Raw genomic sequence first — 14882 nt, forward strand, 5'->3', positions numbered from 1 at the left:
CCCTAGCCAGCGATGCGGTCGTGCGAGTGCGGCGATAGCTGCGCGCGGAATGCAGAGGTCAATGCCGGCAACAGTCGAATGGCGTCGGTGACGATGCCGATATGGGCAAAGTCGAAGATCGGAGCGTTCTTGTCAGTGTTGATGGCAACGATGAGGTCGCTGCCCTCCACGCCGACGCGATGCTGGATAGCGCCGGAAATGCCGGCCGCGATATAGAGCTTTGGCCGGATGGTTTTCCCGGTCTGGCCGATTTGTCGGTCCGAGGTGGCCCAGCCCTTCTGGACCAGCGGCCGCGAGCAGCCATATTCGGCGCCAAGCACGTCCGCGAGCTGGTGCACAAGTTGGAAATTTTCAGGCGATCCCAGACCGAGCCCTCCAGCGACGACCACGTCGGCATAGGCAAGGTTGGACTTTGCAGAATCGCGGTCTGGCAGGAAGGACAGGACCTTTGTGACGATATCTTCTTCTACAAGCCCGAGCGGATGCGAGATGACGCGCGAGACGGCGCCTGTCACGCGCTCGGGCATCGGCATCACGCGCGGACGGACGGTTGCCATCTGTGGACGATAGTTGAGTGTGTAGATCGTGCACAACAGTGAGCCGCCAAACGTCGGCCGGGTCGCCGCAAGCGAGCCGTCGGCATCGACATCGAGCTCGGTGCAGTCCGCAGTTAGGCCGGTGAGCAATGTGGTGGCCACTGAGCCGGCGAGATCGCGGCCGAGTGTTGTTGCCCCTAGGAGTAGGATTTCCGGCTTATAAGTGTTGACCAGCTCTGACAGGGCTTTCGTATAGGACTGGTTGCGATAATCGGCCAAGAGATTGTCCGCGACGATATAGGCGAGGTCGGCGCCGTAGCAGAAGGATTCGGCGACCGCCTGCTGCGTTGTCTCCCCGACCGGGCCGATGACAACCGCGGCGAGGTCAACATTGAGCTTGTCGGCGAGCCGGCGGCCGGCCCCCATCAGCTCCCATGAGACGGGGTGCACAACCCCGCGTTCCTGCTCGATGAAAACCCAGACGTGCTTATACGGCTTAAATCGCTCGGGCAGTTCCCTCTTGGTCGCCGCGCGACCACCACCCGCGGCCGGAGCTGCACTTTTCGGTGCGGTGCTCATCATCTGTACTCCCATTCGCATTCAGTAGCGGCTCGCCAGCGGCGCATGCTCCGCCTCCAGGTTGGAATTTGCGCTTGAAGATTTCTTCAGTTAAGCGTCGGGCCGGACGCCGGCCGGCATCGCGTCAGCACGGCCTGGCAGCAGCGTGGGGCCGATACAGCCGTTGCTGGAGCTTGACGACGAGCCCGGAAGCACGCGCTTCCGGTTCGTTCCGGATGCGGCATTCTGGGACGACGGTTTGGTTCCCGGCACTCCTAAGGCACCGACCGGGCCGGTCAGGCGTGCCGATCGATTGGTCCTCCTCATCTTAGAGATGCAACCGAGGTGCAACAGATCAAGGACCTGCGAGGGGCTCGGCTGGTACGATTGTCGGCCGCGTCGTTGCCGGTGGAAGCGCGATCTCATTGCTCCGAGTGCGCTTGTTTCTTGCCGATCATAGCGACAGGCCCGCAACTCCTGGCGAGGACAGGAGGGGCGGCGCTCAAGGCGCCCGGTCAACAGCGCCGCACGGCCGGCGCTGTTGAGCAACGGCTCTCCCCGCGAAACCTCGGCCAGGGATCGGCCAACGGGGGCGCACGAATCAAACGCACCTTTCAGCTCAGCCAGGTATGCGACCATCGCTTTGGCGCCGCGACGCATTATGGTGCCGGCAGGCAGCGCGCGCGAATCTGCGCGGCGTCAAAAATAAAATCGATGCGAACCAAGACGTGCATGCGCTGCTCCAAACTAGCTGAGCATATGTCAGCAATTGTCGTACCAATTGCGCAGGCGATGAAAATTGGCCGCTATTTCAAATCTTACTGAAGAAGTAAGTCGGATTGGCGGCCTCTCACGAGGTCGAAACATTCGAGACCGTACTGACCCGTGTCCGGAATGCGACAGAAGACACTCATCTGAACCTTGCTGAGTTTTCCGCGCAACATGTGCGGTCCCGCTGCCGGCGCATGATTGCAGGAGATAGGCACACCTGCGTACCAGCTCGAAAGGATGGAAATATCGGCGGCGAGTCGTGATTGGCCCCTAAGGAGCCGTGGTGATGAACTGCGGATCCGCGAGGCCGCAACTGCAGCTTTCCGCTTGAATTCGAAGCCATGGCTTGCTGTCAGGCTCTCGGGACCTTCACGGTCCAGAGCACGACATATAAGCTCAATTCACTCCAACAAATCGAGCTGGACCAATGCGGGATGCATGTTCGCTTGTGGTGCGGTCGCATCCTTCAGCACCTTGAATACGCGCTGTTCGATAGGGGAGGACGTGACGAAGTCGGCATAGGCGCGCTCAAGCGTGGTCTTGCAACGCGCGGTGATCTCAGGATCAGATGCACCAGTCAACTCCTCGCCTGCGAGATATTGACCCATGCGACGCAGGATGTGAAGCCGCGCCACATCGACGATTTTCGCATCGTACTCGACGCCGAGCAGTGCAAAAAAATCCTCTGCCGCCGAGGCCTTGTTCAATCGCGCAAGGATCCCATCCGTCGTCATTCTCAACCTCCATCTCGATCCGCGCCCAGAAACGACCAGGCTGGAATGTTTCAACCGATCGCGCGACGCGCGTGGCTGATTCGCTGTTGACGAGCGAGCTCTCGTGAATGTCGCGCCAAATCGCCACCACCGTTTCCTGCGCAACCAGACCTTGGTGCTCGATGGCATGCTTGCGGACGGGCGCGGGGATGGTTTCGCTTTGCTCGGCGCCGAAAGAAAGTTGCACGATAGCAGCAAGGTAATCGCGGCGAACCCTGAATGCTTGCCGATCATAATCCGGGGGGAGCGCTCGAGCAGCCCCGGGTCTAGCCCTTCGTAGCTGCGCCAGGTCCTTTAACAGCCCGTGGACGTGGATGCCGGATTCATTGGTAAAGACATGCTCGTCGACAATCGCCTTGTTGAGCGGGACGGTACGGGACGCAGCGGCTGCAACGACGACCGCGACTTTTTCCCAGTTCGGATAGCAGCACGCCGGTATCAACGCAACAGAGCTGTCTGAGTGCGTCGGCAACTTCCTTCAGCGGCGCGTTGTCGGCTCCGCCAGATATCAACCCGCGATCATCAGACGCCGCCTCGGCCCGTGGGTCGGGTGCGCGCAATCGTTTGCCCCGACCTGTTTTCACCCGCCATGCGACAGGTGGCCGAAAGCTCGTAGGATATACCCGCAATGGCGCCAAAGAGGGGTATCAATAATGAACTCAGCCTTTCAAGCTTGGGACGGCTTGGACGGCGTCATCAAGGCGGCGCAGATGATCCCGCCGACGTCCGGCCATCCGGCTCTCCCCGCTCTCTTCGCCGAAGCAAAGATCAAAATCATTGCATTCCGTGCAGACCGGCGTGGTACACATCACCAGGCCGTCATCTTCGCATAGCATGCGATAGAAGAAGCGCTTCCAGCGCATGTTCTTCGTATTGCGAGCCGCCAGCGGCCCGAAATGGCGCATGAGGACACGGGACAATTCATCCCGCTTCCGCAGGCCGAGATCTTCCCACAAGTGATTAGGCTCCATGGCGCGCCGCGCGATCATCGTCGCGAGCCAGCCGCCAACCTCGCCACGAGTGGAACGTTGCGCAAGCAGGAGGTCGCGTACCATAACTGTCTCGTCAGGCGCCGGTAAGGCGGACTGATCGCGCCAGGTATAGCTCCTGACCGGGGTGGATGGGAAGTATTGCACCAACAGCGCATTGAGCTCCTGGTTGGTCAAGCCAGCCCGCTCGGGAAGTTGGCCGCCATCCATGGCTGATGTGGCCAGAATGCAAGCGAGCACATGGTGATCGAAGTCATCATTGTCGCTGATGTCGACTTCTGCCGGATGGCGCCCGGTCAGAAGCTGGTAGAGCTCACTCGCGTCGCGCTGCTCGGCGGCGTGAGCTACCGATACGCGAGATGAGATCGTGTCGCCCGTTTTTCCTTGTGTGCCGATCATAACTTTCGCACAGCTTCTGAGTGGACGATGTCGGCCTTCCCGGATCGAGAAGGCCGACAACATGAACTATGCCGAAATAGCGGCAAGCTCGGCAGCGGTCTTGCCGACCTGGCTCTCGTCGACGGGCTTGATGATGCCGTGCTCCATAAGCATATCTTCGAGCTCGTCCATGCTGATTGGCGTCGGGATAGCGCCTTGTCCGGCATTATTGTGGATCTTGGTCGCGAGATTGCGATAGTGATCCGCCTGCTTGGAGTCCGGCGCGTATTCCAGCACGGTCATTCGGCGCAGCTCCGCGTGCTGCACGACATTGTCGCGCGGCACGAAGTAGATCAGCCGGCTGCCGAGCTTCTTGGCAAGAGCATCGGCAAGCTCCAGCTCCTTGTCGGTCTGCCGCTCGTTGCAGATCAGGCCGCCGAGACGCACGCCGCCGGAATTCGCATACTTCAGAATACCCTTCGAGATGTTGTTGGCGGCATACATCGCCATCATCTCGCCGGACATCACGATGTAGATTTCCTGTGCCTTATTCTCACGGATAGGCATCGCGAAGCCGCCGCAGACGACGTCGCCGAGCACGTCGTAAGAGACGTAGTCAATGTCCTCATAAGCGCCATTCTCTTCCAGAAAGTTGATGGACGTGATCACGCCCCGTCCGGCGCAGCCGACCCCCGGCTCCGGACCACCGGACTCGACGCATCGAATGTCCCTGTAGCCGAGCTTGATGACGTCCTCGATTTCGAGGTCCTCGACGCTGCCGGCATTCGCCGCCAGGCTCAGAATGGTGTCTTGCGCTTTGGCGTGCAGGATGAGGCGAGTCGAGTCCGCTTTGGGATCGCAGCCGACGATCAGAATCCTTTGGCCCAGCTCAGCAAGGGCCGCCAGCGTATTTTGCGACGTCGTCGATTTGCCGATGCCACCCTTGCCATAAAACGCGATTTGTCTCAGCGAAGACATGTTGCTCTCCATCAACCGATTGCTAATTTCTCGCGCCGAATGCGCGAGCCTGTTTCTCTCGTAGAAATCATGGGCACACGAATTTCGGGAAGGAGGCCATCGCTCGCCATCAGCGTCGGCGTGCCCTCAGCCCTCGCTCGTTGTTGCTCCATCCAGTTAGCAACTGGCGTGCCATTTCCTTCGCACCTGCATTAAGCCTCTGATCACCCTCGACTAACAGCGTGGCCTCGGACGCCAGCGTGCTGTGGCGGACCGGACAGCTGCAAGGGCTCTGACAGAAACCCGACAAAGCCTCGGCGCTCGGATTCCACTGCGAGCGCCGGCCAAGGAGCACAAACGGGAAATCCCGCGCCTTACGCCCGAGACAATTGAGGAGACGACATGTTGCAGATCGGGCTCGAGGACATCGCCACCATCAAAGGCGAATGTTCCACGACGGGCATGGCGGGCACTTGCCGCCAGATCGGGTGGCATATTGCTTGCTCAGTCGTGGAACGATGTTCCGTGTGACCCGATGTTGTGAGGACAATATGCTTGGAATTGGAAGTAAGTTGCCGCCGTTCGACATCATAGGCGTGAAGCCCGGCTTTCACCTGCAGGAGGAGGATGGGCAAAGCGCTTTCGAGACGCTGACTGAGAGAAGTTTCCCCGGCAAATGGAAAGTCATCTTCTTTTACCCGAAGGATTTCACATTCGTCTGCCCGACCGAAATCGCCGAGTTTGCCCGCCTGACGAAGGATTTCGCCGATCGCGACGCAATCGTGCTTGGTGGGTCGACCGATAACGAGTTTTGCAAGCTCGCCTGGCGGCGTGACCATAAGGACCTGCACCGTCTATCCATCTGGCAGTTTGCCGACACCAAGGGCGCACTGGTCGATGGCCTTGGAGTGCGCTCGCGTGATGGCATCGCACATCGCTATACCTTCATCGTCGATCCTGAGAACACGATCCAGCATGTCTATGCGACTAGCCTCAATGTCGGCCGCAGCCCCACCGACACGTTACGCGTTCTGGATGCGATACAAACTGATGAGCTCTGCCCTTGCAACCGCGAAATCGGCGGCGACACGCTTAAAATTGCCTGAGGCAACATATCGATCGTGCAGTTGGACGAGCGTTCCGGCCGCGGGACGTCAGACGCAATCGTTCTTCGATGATGTCAGGTGAGACGATGCTGCCGCAAACACTGCTAGCGCGTGCGACCCGCAATTCAGGTCTCTTTACCGGTCATGAACTCTGACGCCGCCGCCGCGATATTCGCGCGGCCGTCGCGGCGGCGATATCCACGTCTCGATCACGACGATGAACAGCGTTCACGGCCGCTTCGCTCACCTCACATCATCTCGAACACAAGCGGATGCCAGCGCGGCTGCCCATGAACATACAAACGCTTGTACGCTTCTGCGCCTGCCGGACGCACATCTCCCGCCGGATTTCCTTATACTTCGTCGTAGGCCGGACCGCGGTTCTCTTTTGTCTGCGGCTTACCGGCATGCAACTTCAAGGGGTCGATCCAGCGCCCACGGGTCGGAAAGAGGGTACCAATCTCTCCTCTTGGGGCATTCTAGGTTTCAGTCGCCGCGCCTTGAGCAGGGTGGACGCAGCGGCAGATGGCTTAGCGGCGAACGAGGCGTGCCTGCCGTCGATCGACGCGCTCGCACACCGTATTTTCCGGGCCCGGCAAATCTATATTCAGAGCCTAAGCAGCACGTTGCGACGAGCGATTCGCTTGAGTCGCTGATTGAACACGACAATCGGTCGGGTTTAGGTCAAGTAACCGGATCGACGGAGAAACCGGTCAGCTTGTTCGCCGCACGACCTAACCGTCGGCGCCGAGCCCGAGACGACCAACTGGCCGGCAACCGCACGCCGCCTGACGATCTCGATCATCACGCCGGTCGATTTCCGAAGCTGAATCCCATCTCAGCGCTGGTGGCCCAAGCCAATCCCCAAGGTAGACGCTTTCTGCCTTAGGGAGCCTTCGGATCGCTTCATAAGCTTTGAAACCCTAGCTACAGGGGTGCGGGCCCTTGAGTGCGCCTTGAGCAGCTTGACCTCGTCCTTACTATATTCTTTGCGCTTGGTGCTTTTCGCCACGTTATGTTCTCCGATTTCGCTTTGCACATCTATCCAGCGCCTTGTTTTTGAAAAAACGCCGCAACTGCTTCCCATTACCATATCAATGACCATCGGCAACTATTCAAGCTGGCTTTTATCTTCCAGATAAGAACATGAACTACACGCGAATTTGTTCTCTGTCCTTCTGTATCTTTGTCCGCGTGACAAACCCGATTCCCGACGCACGCCAGGTGGTTCAACATGGAAGCACGCTATCGAGACAGGGATGATCGTTTCGGTCCTTCAAAAAACAACTCGAAAGCGCTTCTTGCTTAAATACATCAACTTCACTCAAGAAGACGTTTCGCAGAGCAATATTCAGGCGCGGAGTAGCGCTGGATCGGCCAGGACGATCGTTGTGCTCCCGCGCATGATAAACCGGCCTTCACGAGTGTATGGCGTTACCGCGCGAAGAACGAACGTCTTCTCATACCTGCTGGGGTTCTGCGGAACTAGGTCGAGTAGTCACAAATGCGAATCCTGCGACGGCTGAGGTTTTCTTCGTCAGCAGATCGAGCACGGCTTGCTCTTCCTCATTTGACCGCCGCAGTATTCTTGATCGAAGGGGCCACGTAGAGATAGCCAGGAAATTCCATCCCCAGCGAACAAGATGCGAAACCATCGCCTGCCCCATGTCATGGACCCGATGAACGAGCGAGCGACCTGATCGTGATGTTTCGCCAGGCCGGGCACGACGGCATGGCAAACAACCCGCGGGCCTAGCGCCCTGTGAGCCTGGCACCGGCAGGCGATTGCTTGATCATGACATGGCAGAGCGCTTGGCCAGCACAATGCCGCTGGCGCGCCGCGGATCATTCGTGATCTGTGCACATTGATCTCCGCAGTCGAGTAAATGCAGGTCGAACTGGCCAAACCGGCGGAACGGAGTGTGCGTCATGTCGGAGGCGTCGCAACAAATCCAGGCAAGATGTGGAAATTTCTGCCGGAGCGTCAGGCAGGGCTCAGAGCCTGTGTCAATAGCGGCGAGCGTCTGCTCGATCATGGTCAATTCGCCTTGGCGCACCATCCACAAATCCTCATCGCCAGAATAAACGTTCAGGATCGGCATTCAGAACCGTTGTCGCCAAGCCAAGCCGTTGATGAGTCGAATGCCACTCCCAGACGTCCTTACCGTGATCTTTGCGGAACAGCTGCCATGCCGCGCCCGTCCTGTCGTGGCGCAGCAGCGCGATCTCGACGAGGCCACCCTCCGCATTGATATTGCCTGAGCAACACGGGCTCTCGACTAGATAGCCGCCAGGAACCGCAGTCACCTCTGGCGAGACATATCGGTAGCGCTCGCGCTTCGTGAGTGCGCGCACGATTCGCCACCGGTCGAGCTCGTTGGGATGGGCAGGCAAGCCGGCATGATGTCTCCTGATGATTGCCGCGTTCATTCCGCAATCTCCTAGAGTGCAGAGATTTCTGCCTCGATGCAGCCAACCACCAACTGCTTGCCGAAATCGACCATATAAATGAATAGGTTCGCTTCCGTATGGCGACCGATCTGGACGATCTCACCAACGTGCCCGACGCTGACCAGACACTCTTCCGGCGACGCGTCGGGAAAGGAACCGTCGTTGAGCAGATCTATCGCCGCCTTGACACGTTGGCCTGACTGGTATCTTGGCAGTCTTGGTTCGATCATCGGGATGCCGCTCCTGGCAAGGAAGGCTCCTCGCCTTCGCGGCTTCGCCTGACTAGATCGAGCTCCTTGCCTTTCATGCCGACGCGATAGCCGGAGCCGAGGAATTCGACCCCATAGATATAAAATTGTTGTAGGAACGTGCCGATCGAGACGACATAGCCAAGCTCACCTTTCTTGACCAGAACCTCACCAATCTCCTTGCCCAGATAAGTGCCGTCGTTGCGGATGGTGCGGTTGGCCCGCACCTTGTCGCCATAGTCAAACAAGGGGGCGTCCGTCAGCTCGACGATCTCACTATCGCGGGCGATGTTGCTCATGCTGTCGTCCCCGTTCCACAGTTCGATACAACGTCTCGCACAGCCGCGGCCGCCGCCCGTCAATGCGGAGCATCAACCGCCCGAGTTTCTGAACCGCTAGTGTTGTCATGACATCCATCGTGGCCCTCAAGCAGGCTCCTGGTGACGCGGCAGCGCCGCGTCGAGCACGCATGTATTGTCAACGGGGCAAACCGCCACGCATTGTGGCTCGTCAAAGTAGCCGGCGCACTCGGTGCATTTCTCAGGATCAATCAGGAAAACGCCGGCTCGCTCGGAAATAGCGAGGTTCGGGCATTGCGTTTCGCACGCCGAACAGCCCGTGCATTGCGACGCGATGATCTTGAACGGCATTACTTGAACCCATCCTCAGGCGGCGGAAGTCAGCGCGTTGGAGCGGGCCGCTGCATCGACCCTTTCAACGTGTTGGATCTTCCCCTCATTGACTTTATCGAGATAGAGTTTGAACCAGGCGGTGACCGAGCCATCGATGAACTCGCAGGCGTACCGATCGACCGGCTCTATGCCGGCCTTGATCAATTCGGCCTTCGGGCAGCCGCCGATCTTTGACACGAATATGGCGTGGCAATCCTTGATGGCGCCGATGGCCATTTCGAGCTTGCTGTCCTCGCCATGACCACCTTGGCAATAGGAATGTATTGCTCGATGACCAACGTATTTTGCGCCTGAAGTCGAGAGCTCGTAGACCTGGAACTCCTTGGCATGACCGAAGTGCTGGTTGATCAATCCCGAGCCCTTGGTTGCAACCGCCACCAGCACCTTGATTTCGCTGGACGCGCTGGCGAGCCGCGCAAGCGCCTCCTGCTTGGCCACAAGGTTCGCGGTGCGCGCCTTCTCAACCTTAGCCTGATACTCCTTCCGGGCCTGCTCGTCGTATTTGATGTCCATCGCCATGATTTTTTCCATGGTGAACTCCGCGCCGCGGTCCTCCCCGAGCAGTCCGACAGCGTCGGCCCGGCACTGGCGACAGTGACGCATCATGCTCATCTCGCTTTCGCAGCTATCCTGCAATGCTACCACTTCCTGTGCAGTCGGGCCGCGTTGCCCCCTGAGGCCGAAGACGGTCCCATGCTCCGGCGACGATATCAGCGGCATCACGTTATGCAGGAAGGCGCCGCGCGACTTCACGGCCTTGTTAACCTCGACCAGATGCTGATCGTTAATCCCCGGGATCATCACCGAGTTGACCTTGCACAGGACGCCGCGCGCGGTGAGCATCTCCAGCCCTTGGAGCTGTCGATTGCTGAGTATTCTTGCGGCTTCAATGCCGGTGCAGCGCTTGTGGCCGTAAAAGATCCACGGATGGATCTTTGCACCAATTTCGGGGTCGATCATGTTGATCGTGATCGTCACGTGGTCGACCTTGAGTCTCGCGATTGTGTCGACATGATCGGGTAGCGCAAGGCCGTTCGTCGAGAGGCACAGCTTGAGATCTGGCGCGAGCCTATTGACGAGCTCGAATGTCCTGAATGTCTTGTCCGGGTTCGCGAGCGGATCGCCAGGACCGGCAACGCCGACCACGCTCATCTGAGGGATCGCGGAAGCGACCGCCAGCACCTTCTTGGCGGCCTGCACCGGCGTCAACTTTTCACTGACAATGCCAGGACGCGATTCGTTAGCGCAATCGTACTTACGATTGCAGTAATTGCATTGGATATTGCAGGCGGGTGCGACGGCGACATGCATGCGGGCATAATGGTGGTGCGCCTCCTCGCTGTAACACGGATGGTTCTTCACCTTTTCCCAGATCTCAATTGGCAGATTGGCGATGCCAGCCTGAGATCCGCAGCTTGCCTTACCGCTGCCACCGATCGTACCGCAGCCCTTGTGCGTCGCCATGACTTGCATGGTCTCGCTGATCTCGCCGCCGCAGGATACCTGGTGTTGCGCTGAAGTACTCATTGTTCCAATTCTCTTCGCAAGCCGAACCCTTTCGGCAAGCATCCCCAGAGTCTTTCTGGAAAGCCAAGAGCAACTGGCGTGCCATTCCTGCAGGATGAATTTAACATTTCGCTTTCAAGTACTTAGCTAAGCCCTGGTCGATTGTTAGCTTTATCAATTCATGTTGGAAAGCTGACAAGGGTTGCGATCACAACAGCGCTGACACCATTGTTTTGAGGCCCGGCAGGCAGCGTCAGCTATGGCTTCGGCAAACGGCAGGCGGGTGGCGTCGCTTGAAAGTTGATCTTCCGTCAGAACGTGACGCCTAGGCAAAGCACAATCCGGAAAAGACGTCCGGGGCGCTTTGAAGGACAGGTTGATAAGGCGAGCCTAGAAGCAGAGAAAGCAGTCCTGTGACTGACCTATGCCATGGAAGATCACGCGGACCCCTGCGTGATGCTCCGGAAGGGCATTGTCAACCAGGTGAAGAGAAACGCCCGCTCGCCAGGGTCAGGGATCATCACGAAGGTTGATACTTCTGAGCCTGCGATCTGGGCCGGCGCGCGACTCAACCATTCAAAGCTGAACCTTATGGAGTCCAGCCATTGGCCTGACGCTGTTAAGACGCGCGGAATGCAACGAGCGGCCTGGCGGCCGCCGAAAAGGGGAGGTCGCGAAGGCCTCCCCACCAACGCCATCCCGCTGGCCGGATGCCTCGATGCTGCGCCCCGGCCAAGATACTGCCTTTGGCAGCGCGCGGCAGCACGATCTTGGTTCCGAACAAGGCTGCATGGGCTGTCGCGTTGACCGGTACGCGCTCACCGCGCCCGCCAAGACTTCCCTGGACATCCCAGTTGGACGACGTCCATAGACACGGAGTTTCATTTTTCGGTTGCTTCGCCGCCGCGCTTCTTGGCGTTTATGGTGATTGGTAGGGTGGTGTCGCTCGCCATCGCCGGTAGGTCGAGCACCCAGCCGTTTGCGATTTTAATCCAACCACCCCACAGCGTCTCGTGCTCCCAGCCGACGATCGGCTCCTCAAGATCTTTCTTGGGTACATAAATCGAAAGGCCTGTCTCAGGCGAACGACGAATCATGACCTTCATAGGGGCTCTGCAGGTTGCGAACTCTCGCCCGCACGCTCCTGACACGCACGCAACAGGGCTCTCTGTTCGGAAGTAATGTGCGCCAGGACTTGCAGCACACGATCGATCTCATCCAGCGCCGTCTCTCGCGAGAGCGAGAAGCGAACCGCACCGCGCAAAAACGCCGGCGCTACTCTCATCGCGCGCAGGACATGGGACGGCTCCATCGAGCCGCACGCGCAGGCTGAACCGAGTGAGGTGGCAATTCCGTCACGATTCAGGTGGTGGACGATGGCCTCCGCTTCGAGACGCTCGAAGGCAATGTTAGAGGTATTTGGCAGGCGGTTTTTGATATCACCAAGCACGATGCAACCGCCGAGCGCGAGAATGCCGCGCTCCAGCCGGTCGCGAAGGGCGCAAATCTGGATCTGATCTTGTATGAGGTGTGCCGCCGCGAGTTCCGCCGCCTTGCCGAGCCCAACAATGCCTGGGACGTTTTCGGTGCCAGCGCGGCGACGCCGCTCTTGCACGCCGCCGAAGATCAGCGGCCGGAACTTAATGTCCTTGCGGACATACAGCGCGCCGATGCCCTTCGGACCATGGAGCTTGTGGCCGGAGAGCGACAGCATATCGATGTCCGTCGTCTTCAGGTCAATGGGAATCCGCCCGACGGCCTGGACTGCATCGGTGTGAAAGAGCGCGCCGACTGAGCGCGCCATCTTGGCGAGGGACTTCACCGGAAAGATCGTACCGGTCTCATTATTCGCCCACATGATCGAGGCGACTGACGTACGCTCCGACAAGGCATTGCCATAACTCTCGATGTCCAATCGACCGCTTGCATCGACCGGAATGACATGGATCTTGATTCCTCGTCGGCCCAGCTCCTCGGCAAGAGACAGCACGGCCGAATGCTCAACGGCGGTTGTGACGATCTCGTCGCGTCCTTCCTGCACGGCGAGCGCGGACAGGATCGCAGTGTTGTCAGATTCCGTCGCGCCGGAGGTGAAAACGATTTCGTGATCGAATGCCGCGCCAATGAGAGCCTGCACATTTCGGCGCGCCTGCGTCAATGCGGGTGCAACCTCAATGCCGAATGCATGCCCGGACGACGCATTGCCGAATTGCCCAGAGAAGAACGGCAGCATCGCGGCGACCACCAAAGGATGTGCAGGGGTCGTGGCGTTATTGTCCAGGTAAATCGGACGCACGGAGAGTTCGCTCTGCATTTAAGCCCTCACTTTGGCAGCTCCGGGGAACGGGATCAGGCGGGCAAACTTTCCGAGCCGCTCGATCAGGCGCGCCTGAATAGCCGCGAGCGTCGTGCCCGCAAGCTTGCATACCCTGCAAGCGCCGGTTAGCCCGACCATGATCTTGTCGCCGTCTATTCCGACGAGCTCACAATGTCCCCGATCGCGCCTGAGGCTTGGCCGACTCTCATCGAGCACGGCGCGGACAATCCGCTCGCGATCGGAAGGCTCGATAGTCCGAGACTGCTTCGTAGGTTCAGCCTTCAGGCCCATGTTCGATGCTCATTCCATTGCCAAGCGTACCAAGGCGACTCAGCTGAACGATTTGCCGCATGAACAGCTCGATTTGGCATTTGGGTTATCGAAGCGGAATCCTGATCCTTCGAGCGACACCACGAAATCGATCGTGGTGCCGTTGAGATGCGCCCGGCTCGCGTTGTCGACAAAGACTTTAATCCCGCCTTGCTCGAACACGGTCTCATCGGAGCTTGGCTCATGAGCAAGACCCATTTTATATGTGAATCCCTGGCAGCCGCCGCCTTCGATCATGATCCGCAAACCGGTTGCCGGCTGCACTGTCGAGGAGATTGCGGCCTTCAGTGCGTTGATGGCGCTATTCGTTAGGTTGATCATCTCTGGCTCGTTCTCAGTTCTCTCGCAAAGCACAAATGGCAAATCCCATGCCAGTCGAGATGCAGATGAAACCAGCTTCTATTGCAGAGGCCCACCATTCGATTTGCGACCTGTCGGGTTCGCGACAGGCGGTTTTCCGGCAGCAGGATGTCATGCGTGCGAGGCCTCGTGATGGTGACAGCAGGTATCCCCGCAAATCGCGCCAAGCCGCCGTTTACGCTCTACGTCGCTGCAGACATCGCGGACGGCAAACAACTTGCAGGAAGGTAGGGGCACGTCGCATTGGGCGACCCGTGCACACCACAAATTGATGAGGAGACTTCCATGACCTCGATCGACAACACCGCTCTTGGCCCGCTGGACAAGGAGGGGCGATTGCTGAATGCGGTGCTTAAGAGTGAAACAACGAAGTCCGGGCGATTTGGGTTTCGAGGCGACATCGCGCTGAAGTTCCAAGCCCAGCTCGCCGACGAAAAACGACCGCCGGATTATTCCATCGAACAAGTTCTTGCAATTGCACAAGAAGGCGAACCAGCCATCCCAGTCCTTGCCGGATATCTGCATTCCTTCGCTTATCTACCCGAGGCCGCGAAGGTGCTGGATGGCAGGCTGAGCCCCAACGGCAGCTATTTCATCTTCTGCAACAACATTGATCTGCTCGCGAAGTACCGCACAAAAATAGGCGACATCACCTTCCGCATTCTGCCTTGCAACGAATCAACCGTATGGAAGGAGATGATGGACCTCGCCGGTATCGACAAGAACGACCTCAAGAAGCTCGGTACCGCCGCAAGGCTCGACTACTTGCTCGATGCAGCCAAGGAACTCGATGGATCATACACGGAGATCTCATACGAGGACGGCCTAGCCAAAATGGAGCCGGTGAAGAACAGAAGCGAAAACCGCCCAGTCTGAGGCATCGCCTCAGATCCCTTTCTCGCCAGCTCGA

16 protein-coding genes and 1 pseudogene are annotated in these 14882 nt (G+C 58.6%); 2 read left to right on the top strand and 15 right to left on the bottom strand.

Annotated features, from left to right (window positions below):
* Positions 1 to 2: 2 nt before the first annotated feature.
* From RX329_RS38035 to nifH, 5 genes and pseudogenes are all read right to left on the bottom strand, one after another.
* Positions 3 to 1118 carry an electron transfer flavoprotein subunit alpha/FixB family protein gene (locus RX329_RS38035; protein WP_410706228.1) on the bottom strand — a complete coding sequence of 372 codons (1116 nt, stop codon included), beginning with the start codon at positions 1116 to 1118 and terminating at the stop codon, positions 3 to 5.
* A gap of 1148 nt (positions 1119 to 2266) precedes the next feature.
* On the bottom strand, positions 2267 to 2599 hold the full coding sequence (gene nifW / locus RX329_RS38040) for a nitrogenase stabilizing/protective protein NifW (RefSeq protein WP_317245383.1): 333 nt from the start codon (positions 2597 to 2599) through the stop codon (positions 2267 to 2269).
* Positions 2600 to 2705: 106 nt separating this feature from the next.
* Positions 2706 to 3135 (bottom strand): annotated as a pseudogene (locus tag RX329_RS38045) (homocitrate synthase); the annotation flags it as partial.
* Between the two features lie 162 nt (positions 3136 to 3297).
* Positions 3298 to 4026, bottom strand: coding sequence for a nitrogen fixation protein NifQ (locus tag RX329_RS38050; protein ID WP_317245384.1), 729 nt, complete (start codon positions 4024 to 4026; stop codon positions 3298 to 3300).
* 66 nt (positions 4027 to 4092) lie between these two features.
* Positions 4093 to 4983 (bottom strand): nitrogenase iron protein, encoded by an 891-nt coding sequence (gene nifH / locus RX329_RS38055; protein WP_007600043.1) that lies wholly within the window; start codon positions 4981 to 4983, stop codon positions 4093 to 4095.
* Between the two features lie 530 nt (positions 4984 to 5513).
* On the opposite strand from nifH, the gene RX329_RS38060 reads away from it, so the two are divergent.
* Entirely contained in the window at positions 5514 to 6068 is a 555-nt protein-coding gene (locus tag RX329_RS38060) for a peroxiredoxin (protein ID WP_317245385.1), read from the top strand.
* A 1793-nt stretch (positions 6069 to 7861) separates the two neighbouring features.
* On the opposite strand, the gene RX329_RS38065 is transcribed toward RX329_RS38060, so the two are convergent.
* The 10 genes from RX329_RS38065 to RX329_RS38110 all read right to left on the bottom strand — a co-directional run bounded on the left by RX329_RS38065 (position 7862) and on the right by RX329_RS38110 (position 13933).
* Positions 7862 to 8128, bottom strand: coding sequence for a hypothetical protein (locus RX329_RS38065; RefSeq protein ID WP_085394612.1), 267 nt, complete (start codon positions 8126 to 8128; stop codon positions 7862 to 7864).
* A gap of 10 nt (positions 8129 to 8138) precedes the next feature.
* Positions 8139 to 8498, bottom strand: a complete 360-nt coding sequence (locus RX329_RS38070; RefSeq protein WP_007600036.1) for a hypothetical protein — start codon at positions 8496 to 8498, stop codon at positions 8139 to 8141.
* Between the two features lie 11 nt (positions 8499 to 8509).
* The gene (locus RX329_RS38075) at positions 8510 to 8749 is read right to left on the bottom strand and encodes a nitrogen fixation protein NifZ (protein ID WP_007600034.1); all 240 of its coding nucleotides are present in this window, start codon (positions 8747 to 8749) and stop codon (positions 8510 to 8512) included.
* Positions 8746 to 9066 carry a nitrogen fixation protein NifZ gene (locus tag RX329_RS38080; RefSeq protein WP_317245386.1) on the bottom strand — a complete coding sequence of 107 codons (321 nt, stop codon included), beginning with the start codon at positions 9064 to 9066 and terminating at the stop codon, positions 8746 to 8748. The genes RX329_RS38075 and RX329_RS38080 overlap by 4 nt, the downstream gene beginning before the upstream one ends.
* A 126-nt stretch (positions 9067 to 9192) precedes the next feature.
* Positions 9193 to 9417 (bottom strand): 4Fe-4S binding protein, encoded by a 225-nt coding sequence (locus tag RX329_RS38085; RefSeq protein ID WP_007600032.1) that lies wholly within the window; start codon positions 9415 to 9417, stop codon positions 9193 to 9195.
* Between the two features lie 15 nt (positions 9418 to 9432).
* Positions 9433 to 10986 carry a nitrogenase cofactor biosynthesis protein NifB gene (gene nifB, locus RX329_RS38090; RefSeq protein WP_317245387.1) on the bottom strand — a complete coding sequence of 518 codons (1554 nt, stop codon included), beginning with the start codon at positions 10984 to 10986 and terminating at the stop codon, positions 9433 to 9435.
* Positions 10987 to 11846: 860 nt separating this feature from the next.
* A complete protein-coding gene (gene nifT / locus RX329_RS38095) occupies positions 11847 to 12071 on the bottom strand; it encodes a putative nitrogen fixation protein NifT (RefSeq protein WP_007600030.1) in 225 nt (74 codons plus the stop codon).
* Positions 12068 to 13279 (bottom strand): cysteine desulfurase NifS, encoded by a 1212-nt coding sequence (nifS, locus tag RX329_RS38100; protein WP_007600029.1) that lies wholly within the window; start codon positions 13277 to 13279, stop codon positions 12068 to 12070. Before nifS ends, nifT begins: the two co-directional genes overlap by 4 nt.
* A complete protein-coding gene (locus tag RX329_RS38105) occupies positions 13280 to 13573 on the bottom strand; it encodes a NifU family protein (protein ID WP_317245388.1) in 294 nt (97 codons plus the stop codon).
* Positions 13574 to 13612: 39 nt separating this feature from the next.
* Complete coding sequence (locus RX329_RS38110) at positions 13613 to 13933, bottom strand: iron-sulfur cluster assembly accessory protein (protein ID WP_317245389.1); 321 nt, start codon at positions 13931 to 13933, stop codon at positions 13613 to 13615.
* A 324-nt stretch (positions 13934 to 14257) separates the two neighbouring features.
* On the opposite strand from RX329_RS38110, the gene RX329_RS38115 reads away from it, so the two are divergent.
* On the top strand, positions 14258 to 14848 hold the full coding sequence (locus tag RX329_RS38115; protein ID WP_085394607.1) for a hypothetical protein: 591 nt from the start codon (positions 14258 to 14260) through the stop codon (positions 14846 to 14848).
* Positions 14849 to 14882 lie beyond the last annotated feature (34 nt).

Source organism: Bradyrhizobium sp. BWC-3-1, assembly GCF_032917965.1.
GTDB lineage: Bacteria > Pseudomonadota > Alphaproteobacteria > Rhizobiales > Xanthobacteraceae > Bradyrhizobium > Bradyrhizobium canariense_D.